This window comes from Streptomyces sp. ADI95-17 (assembly GCF_003846175.1).
GTDB lineage: Bacteria > Actinomycetota > Actinomycetes > Streptomycetales > Streptomycetaceae > Streptomyces > Streptomyces sanglieri.
The window spans coordinates 5552-21034 of the sequence record NZ_ML123047.1 but is presented as its reverse complement, the minus strand read 5'-3'; the positions used below and the strand labels follow the sequence as shown (position 1 = coordinate 21034).

General features: G+C 72.8%; 13 protein-coding genes. 8 read left to right on the top strand and 5 right to left on the bottom strand.

Annotated features, from left to right (window positions below; genetic code table 11):
• Positions 1 to 616, bottom strand: a 616-nt coding sequence (locus EES42_RS18990; protein WP_124720125.1) for a phosphatase PAP2 family protein, incomplete at its 3' end; no start/stop codon positions are given.
• Positions 617 to 866: 250 nt separating this feature from the next.
• Between EES42_RS18990 and EES42_RS18985 the strand changes: the two genes are divergently transcribed.
• A complete protein-coding gene (locus EES42_RS18985) occupies positions 867 to 1625 on the top strand; it encodes a hypothetical protein (RefSeq protein ID WP_124720124.1) in 759 nt (252 codons plus the stop codon).
• A gap of 105 nt (positions 1626 to 1730) precedes the next feature.
• On the opposite strand, the gene disA is transcribed toward EES42_RS18985, so the two are convergent.
• Positions 1731 to 2855 carry a DNA integrity scanning diadenylate cyclase DisA gene (disA, locus tag EES42_RS18980; protein WP_093547386.1) on the bottom strand — a complete coding sequence of 375 codons (1125 nt, stop codon included), beginning with the start codon at positions 2853 to 2855 and terminating at the stop codon, positions 1731 to 1733.
• A gap of 80 nt (positions 2856 to 2935) precedes the next feature.
• On the bottom strand, positions 2936 to 4348 hold the full coding sequence (gene radA, locus EES42_RS18975; RefSeq protein WP_124719461.1) for a DNA repair protein RadA: 1413 nt from the start codon (positions 4346 to 4348) through the stop codon (positions 2936 to 2938).
• Positions 4349 to 4543: 195 nt separating this feature from the next.
• Here radA and EES42_RS18970 point away from each other — a divergent pair, with 195 nt between their 5' ends.
• Complete coding sequence (locus tag EES42_RS18970) at positions 4544 to 6445, top strand: hypothetical protein (RefSeq protein WP_124719460.1); 1902 nt, start codon at positions 4544 to 4546, stop codon at positions 6443 to 6445.
• Positions 6446 to 6551: 106 nt separating this feature from the next.
• Here the strand turns inward: EES42_RS18970 and EES42_RS18965 are convergent, their stop codons facing one another.
• A complete protein-coding gene (locus EES42_RS18965) occupies positions 6552 to 7421 on the bottom strand; it encodes a hypothetical protein (protein WP_124719459.1) in 870 nt (289 codons plus the stop codon).
• Between the two features lie 40 nt (positions 7422 to 7461).
• On the opposite strand from EES42_RS18965, the gene EES42_RS18960 reads away from it, so the two are divergent.
• The 4 genes from EES42_RS18960 (at position 7462) to ilvD (ending at position 12061) form a co-directional block, all read left to right on the top strand.
• Positions 7462 to 8415, top strand: coding sequence for a Ppx/GppA family phosphatase (locus tag EES42_RS18960; protein WP_124719458.1), 954 nt, complete (start codon positions 7462 to 7464; stop codon positions 8413 to 8415).
• A gap of 150 nt (positions 8416 to 8565) precedes the next feature.
• Complete coding sequence (locus EES42_RS18955; protein ID WP_124719457.1) at positions 8566 to 9393, top strand: sugar phosphate isomerase/epimerase family protein; 828 nt, start codon at positions 8566 to 8568, stop codon at positions 9391 to 9393.
• A complete protein-coding gene (locus tag EES42_RS18950) occupies positions 9390 to 10043 on the top strand; it encodes a TetR/AcrR family transcriptional regulator (protein ID WP_124719456.1) in 654 nt (217 codons plus the stop codon). Before EES42_RS18955 ends, EES42_RS18950 begins: the two co-directional genes overlap by 4 nt.
• Before the next feature lie 167 nt (positions 10044 to 10210).
• Positions 10211 to 12061 carry a dihydroxy-acid dehydratase gene (gene ilvD / locus EES42_RS18945; protein ID WP_124719455.1) on the top strand — a complete coding sequence of 617 codons (1851 nt, stop codon included), beginning with the start codon at positions 10211 to 10213 and terminating at the stop codon, positions 12059 to 12061.
• Between the two features lie 75 nt (positions 12062 to 12136).
• On the opposite strand, the gene EES42_RS18940 is transcribed toward ilvD, so the two are convergent.
• Entirely contained in the window at positions 12137 to 14371 is a 2235-nt protein-coding gene (locus tag EES42_RS18940; protein ID WP_124719454.1) for a serine/threonine-protein kinase, read from the bottom strand.
• A gap of 124 nt (positions 14372 to 14495) precedes the next feature.
• Here EES42_RS18940 and EES42_RS18935 point away from each other — a divergent pair, with 124 nt between their 5' ends.
• Complete coding sequence (locus tag EES42_RS18935) at positions 14496 to 14855, top strand: SH3 domain-containing protein (protein WP_124719453.1); 360 nt, start codon at positions 14496 to 14498, stop codon at positions 14853 to 14855.
• A 78-nt stretch (positions 14856 to 14933) separates the two neighbouring features.
• A complete protein-coding gene (locus EES42_RS18930; protein WP_124719452.1) occupies positions 14934 to 15455 on the top strand; it encodes a hypothetical protein in 522 nt (173 codons plus the stop codon).
• Positions 15456 to 15483 lie beyond the last annotated feature (28 nt).

Below are 15483 nucleotides of genomic sequence, written 5' to 3'. Positions count from 1 at the left end.
GGGCCGGCGCCGCGCCCGGCCCCGAGGCCCAGGCCGCCACCGGCGCCCCGCTGCTCCGTACCGTCCGGGCGAGCGACTCCGCCGGGCGACGCAGTACGGCGACCGCCAGGGCCGAGACCGCGGCGCCGAGCAGCAGCCCGACCGCCACGTCATGCGGATAGTGCACCCCGACGAAGACCCGGGAGAAGGCCATCAGCAGCGCCATCGGCACGGTGAGCCAGGCCAGCCGGGGGCGGGCGATCGCGAGGGCGACCGCCGCCGCTCCGGCGATCGCGGAGTGGTTGCTGGGGAAGGACCAGTCGCCCGTCGGCGGGCAGGTCACCAGCGAGGCCGCCGCCCCGGCGACCGCCCGGCACGGGCGCTCCTCGTCCACCACCGACTTGAGCACCTCGCTGACCACATAGCCGAAGCCCGTCGCGACGGGTGCGAGCACCGCCAGTGCCAGGGCGCCGTCGCCCAGGCGCCGGGCACGCCACCACCCGGTGATGAACAGGACCCCGAAGAGGAGGAGCCCGAGCTCCGTCCATATCTCGGCCAGATGCTGCACCCATGACGGCATGTCATGTGCGAAGTCGGTGATGTCCCGGTAGAGCGGCGCGGTGACTGAACTATCCATGTGACAGAGGGTAGTCAATGAAACCTGGTGTTCATCCGGGCGTCGCCCGACGGCCAACCCGGCGAGCGGTGCGGAGGCCGTCCGGAAGGCCAACTGGGCGGTCGTACGGGGCCGGAACGGGCCGTCCGTGATGATGATCCGTAAAACTTGCGGCCCAGGGCGGCGGGTGGGGCGGGAGTTGGCGCCGATCTCTCGTACAGTTTGAGCCGTGGGATCTTTGCGTAATCCGATCGGTCCGCTTCCCTCCACCATCTACTGGCGACGGAGGGCCGTAGCGGCGACGCTCGTTGCGCTGCTCGCGCTGCTGATCGTATGGGTCGTCACCTCGGGCGGGGACAAGAAGAGCAAGGACGACTCCCGCCCCGCCGGTTCGGGCCCCGCGCAGGAGATCACGCCGGGCCCCGACGGATCGGGCCCGGCCATCAGCCAACAGCCCGGCGGACGCGACGAGTCGGACGACCCGGCCGGTGACGGCTCGGGCGGCGGCGGTGCGGACGCGGGTTCCGGCGGTGGTCCGGGCGACGGCGCTACGGGCTCGGGCGGTGGCTCGGACGCCGGGTCCGGCGGCGGTACGGCAGGCCAGCAGGTCCCGGCCTCCTCCCCGCTCCCCGACTGCACCCCCACGGCACTCCGGCTGAGCCTGAGCACCGAACTCGAATACGCCCCCGGCGAGAAGCCGAAGTTCGAACTGGTCGTCAAGAACACCTCGGCCACCACCTGCAAGGCCGACCTCGGGCCGAAGAACGCGGTGCTCACCATCACCGAGGCCGGCGGCGACGACGACCAGGTGTGGTCCTCCAAGGACTGCCCGCGCAACGCGGCCGGGCCGCTGCTGAAGGTCCCGGCGGGCGCGACCGTCGTCCACACCGTGGAATGGGACCGCAGGAAGAGCTCCCCGCAGTGCGCGACGCCGCCCGCGGGGACGGCGGGGCCCGGTACGTATCTGGTCGAGGCGAAGGCGCCGGGCGAGCCGGTGCAGCGCGCCTCGTTCGTCCTCGCGAAGGACTGAGCGGCGCGAGGACGCCGGCGCACACGGCCCCGCCGCCGGGGCCGGCCCGGGAAACGCGGCGGGGCCCGGTCTCCCGGGCCCCGATCGTCCTGTCCGCGCCGGCTGCTACACGTAGCGTTCGAGGATCGACGACTCGGCCAGCCGGGACAGCCCCTCGCGCACGCTGCGCGCCCGCGCCTCGCCGACGCCGTCCACCGTCTGGAGGTCGTCCACGCTGGCGGCGAGCAGCTTCTGCAGACCGCCGAAGTGCTCCACCAGCCGGTCGATGATCGCCCCGGGCAGCCGCGGCACCTTGGCCAGCAGCCGGAATCCGCGCGGCGAGACCGCCGAATCCAGCGTCTCGGGCGAGCCGCTGTAGCCCAGGGCCCGCGCCACGACCGGGAGTTCGAGCAGCTCGGTGTGGGAGAGCGCGTCCAGCTCGGTCAGCGCCTCGGCGACCGTGCGGGACCGCTTGGCGGTCGGCTCCGGCACGTAGTCGCGCACCACCAGCTCGCGCTCCGGCTCGACGCCCGCGATCAACTCGTCCAGCTGGAGCGAGAGAAGCCGGCCGTCGGTGCCCAGCTCGACCACGTACTCCGCGATCTCGGTCGCGATCCGGCGGACCATCTCCAGCCGCTGCGCGACGGCCGTCACGTCCCGGACCGTCACCAGGTCCTCGATCTCCAGCGCGGAGAGCGTGCCCGCGACCTCGTCGAGCCGGAGCTTGTAGCGCTCCAGGGTGGCGAGGGCCTGGTTGGCGCGGGAGAGGATCGCGGCGGACTCCTCCAGGACCCGGCGCTCCCCGTCCACGTAGAGCGCGATCAGGCGCATCGACTGCGAGACCGAGACGACCGGGAAATTGCACTGCTTGGAGACCCGGTCCGCCGTGCGGTGCCGGGTGCCGGTCTCCTCGGTGGGGATGGAGGCGTCCGGCACCAGCTGCACGCCGGCGCGCAGGATCTTCGTCATGTCCTTGTCGAGGATCAGCGCGCCGTCGAGCTTGGCCAGCTCGCGCAGGCGGGTCGCGGTGAACTCCACGTCCAGCACGAATCCGCCGGTGCACATCGACTCGACGGTCTTGTCCATGCCGAGCACGATCAGTCCGCCGGTGTTGCCGCGGAGGATGCGCTCCAGGCCGTCCCGCAGCGCCATTCCGGGCGCCACGGCGCTCAGGGAGGCGCGCATGAGCGCCTCATTACCGGTGCCTTGGCCGGACTTTCCGGGCGATGCTGCCCGGTCGTTGGCTGCCACTGCACTCCTCCGGTCACAGGTTTGCGGTGCCCTTACGTCCCTCGTACCGTTCGTACGGACGGGCGAGACCAGGGCAAAGTCTACCGGCGTGCGCTCTCCTCCTGGGGGGCCTGTGCACGAGACCGGCGTGGGAGGACTCTCAGCGCATCGCCCATGTTGGCGACTTCTGTGACCTTCATACCGGCCGGGACCTTGCCCGGATCGGTCGGAACCAGGGCGTGCGTGAAGCCCAGGCGGTGCGCCTCGGCCAGCCTGCGCTGGACCCCCGTGACCCTTCTGACCTCGCCCGCGAGACCCACCTCGCCGATCGCCACCAGGTTCTTCGGCAGGGGGGTGTCGCTCGCGGCACTGGCCAGCGCCAGCGCGACCGCGAGGTCCGCGGCGGGCTCGGAGAGCTTCACACCGCCGACCGTCGCGCTGTAGATGTCCCGCTTGCCCAGCGAGGTGATCCGGCCACGCTGCTCCAGGACCGCGAGCATCATCGAGACCCGGGACGTCTCCAGGCCGGAGGTGGTGCGCCGGGGCGAAGGGATCTGGGAATCGACCGTCAGCGCCTGCACTTCGGCGACGAGCGGCCGCTTGCCCTCCAGGGTGACGGTCAGGCAGGTGCCGGGCACGGGCTCGTCGCGCCGGGTGAGGAACAGCCCGGAGGGGTCGGCGAGGCCGGTGATGCCCTCGTCGTGCAGCTCGAAGCAGCCCACCTCGTCGGTCGCGCCGTACCTGTTCTTGACGCCCCGTACGAGCCGCAGGCGGGCATGGCGGTCGCCCTCGAAGGAGAGCACCACGTCGACGAGGTGCTCCAGCAGCCGGGGGCCCGCGATCGCCCCCTCCTTGGTGACATGGCCGACCAGGAGCGTCGACATGCCGCGCTCCTTGGAGGCCCGGATGAGCGCGCCGGCGACCTCCCTGACCTGCGCCATGCCGCCCGGCGCCCCCTCGATCTCGGGCGAGGCGACGGTCTGCACGGAGTCGAGGATGAGCAGCGAGGGCTTGACGGCGTCCAGATGGCCGAGAACCGCGGACAGGTCGGTCTCGGCGGCCAGGTACAGATGGTCGTTGATCGCCCGGATCCGGTCGGCGCGCAGCCGCACCTGGCTCGCGGACTCCTCGGCGGTGACGTAAAGCGTGCGGTGCTCGTCGCTCGCGGCCTTGGCGGCGACGTCCAGCAGCAGCGTCGACTTGCCGACGCCGGGCTCGCCCGCGACGAGCACCACGGCACCCGGCACGAGGCCGCCGCCGAGCACCCGGTCCAGCTCACCGACGCCGGTGGACCGGGCGGTGGCCTGCCGGCTGTCGACCTGGCCGATGGGGAGCGCGGCGGTGCTGACCCGGCCGGCTGCGGTGGTCCGCACGGCGGGGGCGCCGCCGAACTCCTCGACCGTCCCCCACGCCTGGCATTCGGGGCAGCGGCCGAGCCACTTGGCGGTCGTCCAGCCGCATTCGGTGCAGCGGTAGGACGGCCGGTCCTTCGCGGATTTCGTACGGGCAGCCATGGCGCAACCGTATAGGTGGGGTACGACAATGCCGCCGGGCACGGCCGGAAGGCGGGCGTGCGCCCGCGCCAGAGGCGTGGCGCTTCCGGCGGAATAGGTAATTCCTGTCCCCTTTTGAGGGATACGTTCACCCGTAAGGATTAAAAGTGCTCAAGGGGAGCGAAAGGTGTGCCCTGTGCTGCCTACGGTCGCAAGGTGACGAGCAGCGGTCTGGAGCCCCCCACGCAAGCCACCGGCGCACACCGGGCGCGGCACGATGCGCCCCGTCTCTCGACGCACTCTTCGCCGCGTCGCCCGCCCGCCCGGTACGAGCCGCATCTCGACGGCCTGTTCACCTACTGCCTCTCCGTGCTCTGCGACCACGATGCCGCCACCGAGGCGCTCGGCGGCGTGCTCGCGATCGCGGAACGGCAGGACGGCCGGTGCCCGGCGGGCGAGGAGGAACGTAGATCCTGGCTGTACGCGCTGGCCAGATGGATGTGCCTGCGCAGGCTCGCCGAGCAGAAGGCCGAGCAGGGGAAGGGCCGCCAGGCGCACCGGCACAAGGCCGGCAAGCAGCCGGGCAGGCTCTCCGTGAAACAGGCGAAACAGGCGAAGCAGGCACCGCAGTCCAAGCAGGAGGCGAAGCGGGCGGGCGGGCCTCCTGGCAAGCAGCCCTCGGGCGGCGCGGCGGCCCAGGGGGCGCGCGCCGTACGCCGTACGCCCCCGGCCGTCACCGCGAAGACCCCCGCCCCCGCCGCGGTCGTGCCGGGCGGCGCCCCCGCCGGCCCCGCCCGCGCCCCCGAGACCGAGGCCGCCGCCGAGGCGCACCGCCGCGAACTGGCCCAGCTGGCCTGGCCCGAGGCCGCGGGCACCACCCCCGAGCAGCGCGAGGCGCTCGAACTCGCCGTACGCCACGGCCTCGCCCCGCGCGCCGTCGCCTCCGTCCTGGGCCTCGAACCGGCGACCGCCCGTGAGCTGCTGGCCGCCGCCGCGTGCGAGGTGGAGCGCACCCGCGCCGCCCTCGCCGTCGTGGAGACCGGCAACTGTCCCACCGTCGCCCGGCTCACCGGCGGACGCGCCCTGCTCTCCGCCGCCCTGCGCCGCGAGCTCGTCCGTCACGTCGACGACTGCCCCCGCTGCCGCAGGGCCGCCGAACGGGCCGGCGCCGAGGGCCCCTGGCCCGGCGCCGCGGTCACCGCGGCCGCCGCGCTGCCGGTCGTCGAGGCCCCCAGGCCGTCGGCGTACGTCGCGATGGTCCACGCCCGGCGGAACCGCTCCGGCGGCCCGCGCTTCGACCGGGCGGGCTTCCCCATGGACCCGAAGGACCACGCCGCGCGCCGGGACCGGCTGAGGGCCAGGGTCGTGACGACGACGGTGGTGGCGACGGTCGTGGCCGCCCCGGTGATCGCGCTGTGGACCGCGTACCGGGGCGCGTCGCTGACCGGCGAGGGCCATGAGGGCTCGTCGGTCACCGCCACCGAGAGCGATGCCCGGCACGGGCTCGACGGTGGCGCGGACGGCCACTACGAGAACGCGGGCAACGCCCGGCCCCAGCCCGGTGCCCGTTTCGACGACGGCCGCGTTCCGGACGTCTCGGCGGAGGTGATCGGTTCGGGTCCGGGCCGGGACGGCGTCGGCGGTCTCACCGTCGAGGCCCGCTCGTCCGGCGGCCGGACCCTGATCCGGCTGACCGCGTCGGGCGGCGCGCCGGTCGCCTGGTCGGCCCGCGCGGACGTGTCCTGGGTGCGGCTGAGCCGCTACTCGGGCACCCTCGCCGCGGGCGAGAGCGTCACGGTCCATGTCCTCGTGGACCACCGGCGGGAACCGGCCGGCCCGTGGAGCGCGCGCATCGCCCTCGTCCCGTCGGGTTCGGCGGTGGTGATCCGGGGGCACGGCGCGACGCGGCCCTCGCCCGGCGGCCCGGGGCACCCGACCGCCCCGGGGCCCTCGCAGCCGCCCACGTCCCCGCCGGACCCCTCGCCGTCGACCGACCCGAGCGACCCCACGCCGACCCCGACGGACTCGGGCCCGACCGATCCGTCACCGTCCCCGGACCCGACCGACCCCACGCCCACCACCGGCCCGGGACCGGGCACGCCGCCCCCGGCCGGCTGAGGCCGCGTACGCCGCCCCGGCAGGCTGAGGCCCACGTACGCCGCTCCCGGCAGGCTGAGGCCGCGTACGCGGCTACTCCCTCACGTACGCCCCTGATTCCTCTTCCTCACGCCGGGTCGGCCGGAGGGGCCGGGTCCGCGGGGTGCGGTGCCATCGGCAGCAGCGCGGAGAGCCGCTCCTCGCACAGCTCGGCGAGGCGGTCGTACGCCTCCTTGCCCATCATCTCGATGAGCTCGGGCCGGTACGAGACGTACACCGGCTCCCCGGCCCCGTGCGCCGAGGTCGCCGAGGTGCACCACCAGTGCAGGTCGTGGCCGCCCGGGCCCCAGCCCCGGCGGTCGTACTCACCGATCGACACCTGGAGGATCCGGGTGTCGTCGGGCCGGTCGATCCAGTCGTAGGTGCGCCGGACCGGCAGCTGCCAGCAGACGTCCGGCTTGGTCTCCAGGGGCTCCTTGCCCTCCCGCAGCGCCAGGATGTGCAGGGAGCAGCCCGCGCCTCCCGCGAATCCGGGGCGGTTCTGGAAGATGCACGAGCCCTTCCAGCGGCGGGTCTGGCGTTCCCCGTCGTCGTCGACCTGGACCCAGCCCGTCTCCGTACCGACGTCGTGGAACTGCCACAGGTCGGGGGTCAGCCGTTCGACGTGGCCCGCCACCCGCTTCTCGTCGTCCTCGTCCGAGAAGTGCGCGCCCAGCGTGCAGCAGCCGTCGTCCGCACGGCCCGCCTGGATGCCCTGGCAGCCGCTGCCGAAGATGCAGGTCCACCTGGAGGTCAGCCAGGTCAGGTCGCAGCGGAAGACCTGTTCGTCGTCCCCCGGGTCCGGGAACTCGACCCAGGCACGTGCGAAATCGATCCCAGTCTCGTCGTCGGACCGGTCCGGTCCGTTCGCTTCCGGTGCTTCCTGTTGCCGCATCTCCTGCTTCGTTCTCTGCTTCTTCGTGTTTTTGCCCGGCTTCGCCTTTTTCGTCTTTGGCACGCGCCAAGGGTAAGTCCGAGGTCCCGGTAGCGTTCGCTGTATGAGACTCGGAGTCCTCGACGTGGGTTCGAACACGGTGCATCTGCTGGTGGTGGACGCGCACCCCGGCGCACGCCCGCTGCCCGCGCACTCGCACAAGGCGGAGCTGCGCCTGGCCGAACTGCTCGACGAGGACGGGGCGATCGGCCCCGAGGGTGTGGACCGGCTGGTGGCCACGGTGGCCGACGCGCTCCAGGCCGCGGAGGACAAGGGGTGCGAGGACGTCCTGCCGTTCGCCACGTCCGCGGTGCGGGAGGCGAGCAACGCCGATCAGGTGCTGGCCCGGGTGCGGGAGGAGACCGGGATCGACCTCGCCGTCCTCAGCGGCGCTGAGGAGGCCCGGCTCACCTTCCTCGCCGCGCGCCGCTGGTTCGGCTGGTCGTCGGGCCGGCTGCTGGTCCTGGACATCGGGGGCGGTTCGCTGGAGATCGCGTACGGCATGGACGAGGAGCCGGACGCCGCGGTCTCGCTGCCGCTCGGGGCCGGCCGGCTCACCGCCGGATGGCTGCCGGGCGATCCGCCGGACCCGGCCGAGGTGAAGGCGCTGCGCCGCCATGTCCGGGCCAGGATCGCCCGCAGCGTCGGGGAGTTCACCCGGCTCGGGCGCCCGGACCATGTCGTGGCCACGTCCAAGACCTTCAAGCAGCTCGCCAGGATCGCGGGCGCCGCACGCTCCACCGAGGGTCTGTACGTACAGCGCGTCCTCACCCGCAAGTCGCTGGAGGAGTGGGTGCCGAAGCTGGCGGCGATGACGACCGAGCAGCGCGGCGGTCTGCCCGGCGTGTCCGAGGGCCGGGCCGCGCAGCTGCTCGCCGGGGCGCTGGTCGCGGAGGGGGCCATGGATCTGTTCGGGGTCGAGGAGCTGGAGATCTGCCCCTGGGCGCTGCGCGAGGGCGTCATCCTGCGCCGCCTGGACCATCTGCCGACGAAGGAGCAGGCCGCGCTCGGCGGCTGAACGCGCCGGAGCGGGCGCGGGGGCGAGGGCGGGCTCGGGGGCCTGCGGCGCAGTGCCCCGGCGCGCACCACCGCGTGCGCCGTCATGGGTCATCTCACTTTCCGACCGGGACCCCTCGGCGGGGCGTACCACTGCCCGTACGCTGTCCCAGTGGCAGAACCAGTGGTGCGCATCCCGGATGCGAAGGTCGCCCTGTCGACGGCTTCCGTCTACCCGGAGTCGACGGCGACGGCCTTCGAGATCGCCGCGCGCCTCGGTTACGACGGTGTCGAGGTCATGGTGTGGACCGACCCCGTCAGCCAGGACACCGAGGCACTGCGGCGGCTCTCCGACTACCACCAGGTGCCGATCCTCGCCGTCCACGCGCCCTGTCTGCTGATCACCCAGCGCGTCTGGTCCACCGATCCGTGGGTGAAGCTCCAGCGGGCCCGTGCCGCGGCGGAGAAGCTCGGGGCGACGACCGTGGTCGTCCACCCGCCGTTCCGTTGGCAGCGCAATTACGCGCGCGACTTCGTCACCGGGATCTGGCGGATGGCGGACGAGACCGATGTGCGGTTCGCCGTGGAGAACATGTACCCCTGGCGCTACCGGGACCGCGAGATGCTCGCATACGCCCCCGACTGGGACGTCACCAACGACGACTACCGCCACTTCACCGTGGACCTCTCGCACACCGCGACGGCCCGCACGGACGGCATGGCGATGGTCGAGCGGATGGGCGACCGGCTCGCCCACATCCACCTCGCCGACGGCAAGGGCTCCAACAAGGACGAGCACCTGGTGCCCGGCCGGGGCGACCAGCCGTGTGCCGAACTCCTGGAGCACCTGGCCCGCACCGGCTTCGACGGCCATGTCGTCATCGAGGTCAACACCCGCCGCGCCATGTCCACCGCCGAACGCGAGGCCGATCTGGCGGAGGCGCTGGCGTTCACCCGGCTCCACCTGGCGTCGTCCCCGACCCGAGCGCCGCGGCCATGACCGGCGGTCCCACGGACGGCCCCGGTCCCACGGGCGGCCCTGGTCCCTCCAGCCCCAAGCGCCGCGGCCGCCCCTCCCGTACCGCCGACACCACCGGCCCCGACGCGCGCACCCGCATCCTGGAGGCGGCCCGCACCGAATTCGCGGAGCGCGGGTACGACAAGACATCGGTCCGGGGCATCGCCAAGGCGGCGGGCGTCGACTCCGCCCTGGTCCACCACTACTTCGGTACGAAGGACGAGGTCTTCGCGGCCGCCATCGAGCTGTCCTTCGAGCCGGCCCTGGTGATCCCGGACGTCCTCGGCAACGGCACGGACGGCCTGGGGGAGCGGCTGGCCCGCTACTTCATCGCCGTATGGGAGAACCCGGCGTCCAGGGCCCCGCTGCTGGCGATCATGCGATCCGCGCTGACGCACGAGGCGGCGGCGAAGGTTCTCCGGGGCTTCGTGCTGCGCCGGCTCCTGGAGCGCGTCGCGGAGGGGCTGGACGTACCGGACGCGACCTTCCGTGCGGAGCTGGCGGCTTCGCACATGATCGGGATCGCGATGCTCCGCTATGTGATCCGGGCGGAACCGCTCGCCTCGGCGGACCCGGAGAAGATCATCGAGATGGTCGCGCCGACGCTCCAGCGCTATCTGGCGGAGATCTGACGGAGTCCTGAGCCCTGCGGGGACGGCTCCCGCCACCCCTCCGCACACCGGCCGCCCACCGACCACTCACCGAGCATTTCATCCCGCATTTCGGACACTGTGTCCAGATCTTGGAGCCGGAGGCGTACGCTCGGAGACAGTCTTAAACGTCGAAGGAGCGAGAGACGATGCCCCAGCTGAGGTCCCGCACTGTCACCCACGGCCGCAACATGGCGGGCGCCCGCGCCCTTATGCGCGCCTCGGGCGTAGCGAGCGAGGACATCGGCAAGCCGATCATCGCGGTCGCCAACTCCTTCACCGAGTTCGTCCCGGGCCACACCCACCTGGCCCCGGTCGGCCGGATCGTCTCCGACGCCATCAAGGCCGCGGGCGCCGTGCCGCGCGAGTTCAACACCATCGCCGTCGACGACGGCATCGCGATGGGCCACGGCGGGATGCTCTACAGCCTCCCCTCCCGCGACCTGATCGCCGACTCCGTCGAGTACATGGTCGAGGCGCACTGCGCGGACGCGCTGATCTGCATCTCCAACTGCGACAAGATCACCCCCGGCATGCTGATGGCGGCGATGCGCCTCAACATCCCGACGGTCTTCGTCTCCGGCGGCCCGATGGAGGCCGGCAAGGCCACCCTGGTCGACGGCACGGTCCGCAAGCTCGACCTGGTCAACGCGATCAGCGACGCCGTCGACGAGAGCATCTCGGACGAGGACATCCTCCGTATCGAGGAGAACGCCTGCCCCACCTGCGGCAGCTGTTCCGGCATGTTCACCGCCAACTCGATGAACTGCCTGACCGAGGTCCTCGGCCTCTCCCTCCCCGGCAACGGCTCCGTCCTCGCCACGCACACCGCCCGCAGGGCGCTGTACGAGGACGCCGGCCGCACGGTCGTCGACATCACCAGGCGTTACTACGAGCAGGACGACGAGACGGTCCTGCCCCGCTCCATCGGCACCCGCGCCGCGTTCGACAACGCGATGGCTCTGGACATCTCGATGGGCGGCTCCACCAACACGATCCTGCACCTGCTGGCCGCCGCCCAGGAGGCGGAGCTCGACTACGACCTCGGCGACATGGACGAGGTCTCGCGCCGCGTCCCCTGCCTGTCGAAGGTCGCGCCCAACGTCGCCCCCGGCGGCACGTACTACATGGAGGACGTGCACCGGGCCGGTGGCATCCCCGCCATCCTGGGCGAACTGCACCGCGGCGGCCTGCTCAACGAGGACGTGCACGCGGTCCACTCCGACTCCCTCGCCCAGTGGCTGAAGGACTGGGACATCCGCGGCGGCTCCCCGTCCCCCGAGGCCGTAGAGCTGTGGCACGCGGCTCCCGGATGCGTCCGTTCCGCGACCGCCTTCTCGCAGTCGGAGCGCTGGGAGACCCTCGACCTGGACGCGGCCGGCGGCTGCATCCGCGACCTGGCGCACGCCTACTCCAAGGACGGCGGCCTCGCGGTCCTCAAGGGCAACATCGCCGAGGACGGCTGCGTCGTGAAGACGGCCGGCGTCGACGAGTCGATCTGGACCTTCGAGGGCCCGGCGGTCGTCTGCGAGTCGCAGGAGGAGGCCGTCGACAAGATCCTCCGCAAGGAGATCAAGGAGGGCGACGTCGTCGTCATCCGCTACGAGGGTCCGCGCGGCGGCCCCGGCATGCAGGAGATGCTCTACCCGACCTCCTTCCTCAAGGGCCGCGGCCTCGGCAAGAGCTGCGCCCTGGTGACCGACGGCCGCTTCTCCGGCGGTACGTCGGGCCTGTCCATCGGCCACGCCTCGCCGGAGGCCGCGTCGGGCGGCACCATCGCGCTGGTCGAGGACGGCGACCGGATCAGGATCGACATCCCGAACCGTTCGATCGAGCTCCTCGTCCCCGAGGCCGAGCTGGCCACCCGCCGCGCGGCGCTGAACGGCGTGTACGCGCCGAAGAACCGCGAGCGCAAGGTCTCGGCGGCGCTGCGCGCCTACGCGGCGATGGCGACGAGCGCGGACCGGGGCGCGGTGCGCGACGTGTCCAAGCTGGGCTGACCGGCCCGCCGACCGACAGACAGACCTGAAGACCGAAGACCTGAAGACCGACAGACCACCGGACCCCGCCCGCTCTCACCAGCTGGCGGGGTCCTGCCCGTCCACGGCGAACACGGACCCGTCGGGCGCGGTCCCGAAGACGGTCCGCCCGGCGGCGACCGGGGCGGGCAGCGCCGAGGAGTACGTGAGCCTCCCGTTGCGCAGCCGGGGCGCCGTCTGGCCCAGCAGCTTTCCGTGCTCGGTGTCCACGGCCAGCAGCCGCCCGTCCGCCGCCGAGAAGTACAGCCGGTTCCCGGCGGCGAGTACCGGCGCGGACGTCCGCCCGGCGGCGGTCTCCAGCTGCCAGCGGACCGCCTCGCCGCCGGCCGGGCGGGTGTCCACGGCGACCAGCGTCCCGCCGTGCGCCAGCAGATAGGCGGTGTCCCCGCCCATCACGACCTCCGGCTCGTTCATCCGGAACGGCAGTGCCGTCCGTACGGCACGCCCCCGCGCCGGGTCGTAGCGGACCAGCCCGACTGTCTGGGCGTCCCCGTTCATGGACGTCAGGACGAGCGCGCCGTCCGAGGTCCCCACCGGGGTCAGCATCCCGTCCAGCCGTCGCTGCCAGGCCGGGTGCCCCGTCGTGGCGTCGACGGCCGTGACCAGCGTGGAGGACCCGTACGCCGAGTGCTCGAAGGCGTAGGCCAGCCCGGTGCCCGCGTCGTACAGCGCGTAGTCCGGGCGCTGGTGCCCGGCGAGCGCGTGGCGCCAGAGGGACACTCCGGTCGCGGAGTCCAGCGCCTCGGTCGTGCCGTCCTCGGCCACCAGCAGCAGCGTGTCACCCGCGCCGAAGGGGGTGCCCAGATACGGGGAGAGATCCGCGTCCCAGACCTGTTCGCCCTTGGCGGGGTCGTACGCCCGGAGCTTCCCGCCCGGCACCGCCGTATGCACCAGACCGCCGGAGGCCGACACCACGCCGACCGCCGGGGCGTCCGCCTCGGCGCGACGGGACCACAGCACCCGGCCGTCCGCCGGATCCAGCCGGGAGACACCGATGCCGCCGGTCGCGCAGTACAGCGCTGCGGGCGGACCGGACGCCGCCGTCCCGGAGCTGCCCGTCTCCGTCCCGGAGCCGCCCGCTGGGGAACAGACCGGCGTCGATCTGCCGGTGGTCCGCAGTGCGGTCCGCCACGGCGCGAACTCCTCCGCCGAGCCCTTCGCCCCGCCCTGACCGCCGGAGCCGCCCGATCCGCCGGAGCCGGTCCCGGCGCCGACGGCCCACACCCCGCCGGCCCCCATGACCAGCAGCGCCGCAGTGGCCGCCAGCCACCGCCGCTTGTTGGCGCCGCCGGTGGCGCCCGCCTTCCCGTCGCCCACATGGGTATCGGCTTCCGCGCCGGCGCGCGCCCCGGCCTCCGGGACGAGGGCCACTGCGCCTCTGGTATCGGTTCCCGCCCCGGTGACGGCCGGCCGCCGCTGCGACGGTATGAACGCGGCGGCCTCGTACGAGGGCGGCCGCAGCGTCGTCATGATCTCGTCCGGGGTGGGCCGCCCGGCGGGGTCCTTCGTCAGGCACTGACCGATCAGGGGTGCCAGGTCCGCCGGCACCCCCGCCAGATCGGCCTCGTCGTGCACCACCTGGTAGGCCACGATGTACGGGCTGTCCGAGTCGAAGGGCCCCCGGCCGGTCGCCGCGTGGACGAGCACCGCCCCCAGGGCGAACACATCGGCGGCGGGCCCGACCTCGCGCGGCCGCTGGAACTGCTCGGGCGCCATGTACGGCGGTGAGCCGATCAGCTTGCCGGTCTCGGTGCGCAGATCGCTGTCGTACGGCCGGGAGATCCCGAAGTCGATGACCTTGGGCCCGGAGTCGGAGAGCAGCACGTTGCTCGGCTTGAGGTCGCGGTGGATGACACCGGCCCGGTGGATGTCCCGCAGCGCCTCGGCGAGCCCCGCCGTCAGCCTGCGCAGTTCGGCCGGGGCCATCGGCCCGTTCCGCTTCACCTGGTCGGCGAGGGTGGGGCCGGGTACGTACAGGGTGGCCATCCACGGCCGTACGGCATCCGGATCGGCATCGACGACCGACGCCGTGAAGGCGCCGCTGACCCGCCGGGCCGCCCCGACCTCCTGCCGGAAACGCGCTCTGAACTCCGGGTTCGCCGCGTACTGCCGGTGCACCACCTTGACGGCGAGTTGCAGCCCGGAGGCGGAGCGCGCCAGGTGCACGACTCCCATGCCGCCCGCGCCGAGACGTGCCTCAAGACGGTACTGCCCGGCGTACTCCGGATGCTCCGCTTCCGGATCGGCTCCGGTACCTCGCAGCGGCGGCATCGCCCACCCCCGTGTGTTCGTCCGCAAGCGCGACGCACGGAGCCTAGTCGATGGTGCGTGCGATCCGGATGGGGCTTAGTAGCCTGCGCGTCGTACACAACGACTCTCGACGGGGGAGGGCCTCATGGCCATGGACGAGCACACCGACATCGCGACCGATGCCACGACCGATGCCACGACCGACGCCGCGGCCGACGTCTCCGAGGACGTGGCGGCGCTCGCCGGTTCCGACGACGTCACCCGGTACCCGATCGCGCCCGGCTACCGCGTCAACGTCCGCACCGGACCGGGCACCAAGTACGGGATCGTCAGGACCCTCCCGTACGGAATGAAGATTCCGGTCTACTGCCAGAAGCCGGGGGAGCGGGTCACCGGCCCGTACGGCACCTCGAACATCTGGGACAACATCGCCAACGGCCAGTTCGTGGCGGACGCCTACGTCCACACGGGCAGCGACGGCTACATCGCACCGCGCTGCGACTGACCGCGACGGTGACGGGACCGCGACCGGAACGGTGACCGGCGCGTCCGGGCCCGCGACCGCCCGGGGATAATCGACTTCGTGAGCGAGAACAGCGAAGCCCCCGGCTCCGGCACGCCCGGCCCGCAGCCCGAGCCCCTGCGCTTCTTCGGTACGACCTGGGTCGACCACAGCGGGGGCTACGGGCTGCGACGCGCCGGGGCGGCGGTCGGCTCGCTGGCCGCCGCGGTCGTCGCCTGCTTCGTGCTCCGGTTCGCCTACCAGGGACTCCAGATCGCCGACGTCGGCAGCTTCGTCGGTGTCCTGGTGGTGCTGATGTTCGCCATCTGCAGCGCCATCGCCTTCCGCAAGACCTGGGAGGGGTTCAGCCGCCGTCCCGCCGACCCGGCGCGCGAGGCCAATCTGCGCGGTCTCAAGACGATCGGCTTCGTCGGCTCGCTGATCGCGTACTTCCTCCGTACGTTCCGGGAGGCCCCGGGCGAGCAGCTGCACCGCACGGAGTACGAGACGGCCCTGGCCCGCTACGAGAAGCGCCGCTCGTCCCGCACCGGAAACCCGGCGGCCCGAAAGACCACCAAGGGCAAGCGCCCCAAGCGCAAGTAGACCGCCCGGGACGGGCGGGCCGCCTCAC

Excerpts from the sequence above, each read along its gene's own strand:
- EES42_RS18940 (WP_124719454.1), bottom strand. The coding sequence starts at position 14,371 with ATGCCGCCGCTGCGAGGTACCGGAGCCGATCCGGAAGCGGAGCATCCG.
- ilvD (WP_124719455.1), top strand. The coding sequence starts at position 10,211 with ATGCCCCAGCTGAGGTCCCGCACTGTCACCCACGGCCGCAACATGGCG.
- EES42_RS18950 (WP_124719456.1), top strand. The coding sequence starts at position 9,390 with ATGACCGGCGGTCCCACGGACGGCCCCGGTCCCACGGGCGGCCCTGGT.
- radA (WP_124719461.1), bottom strand. The coding sequence starts at position 4,348 with ATGGCTGCCCGTACGAAATCCGCGAAGGACCGGCCGTCCTACCGCTGC.
- EES42_RS18935 (WP_124719453.1), top strand. The coding sequence starts at position 14,496 with ATGGCCATGGACGAGCACACCGACATCGCGACCGATGCCACGACCGAT.
- EES42_RS18960 (WP_124719458.1), top strand. The coding sequence starts at position 7,462 with ATGAGACTCGGAGTCCTCGACGTGGGTTCGAACACGGTGCATCTGCTG.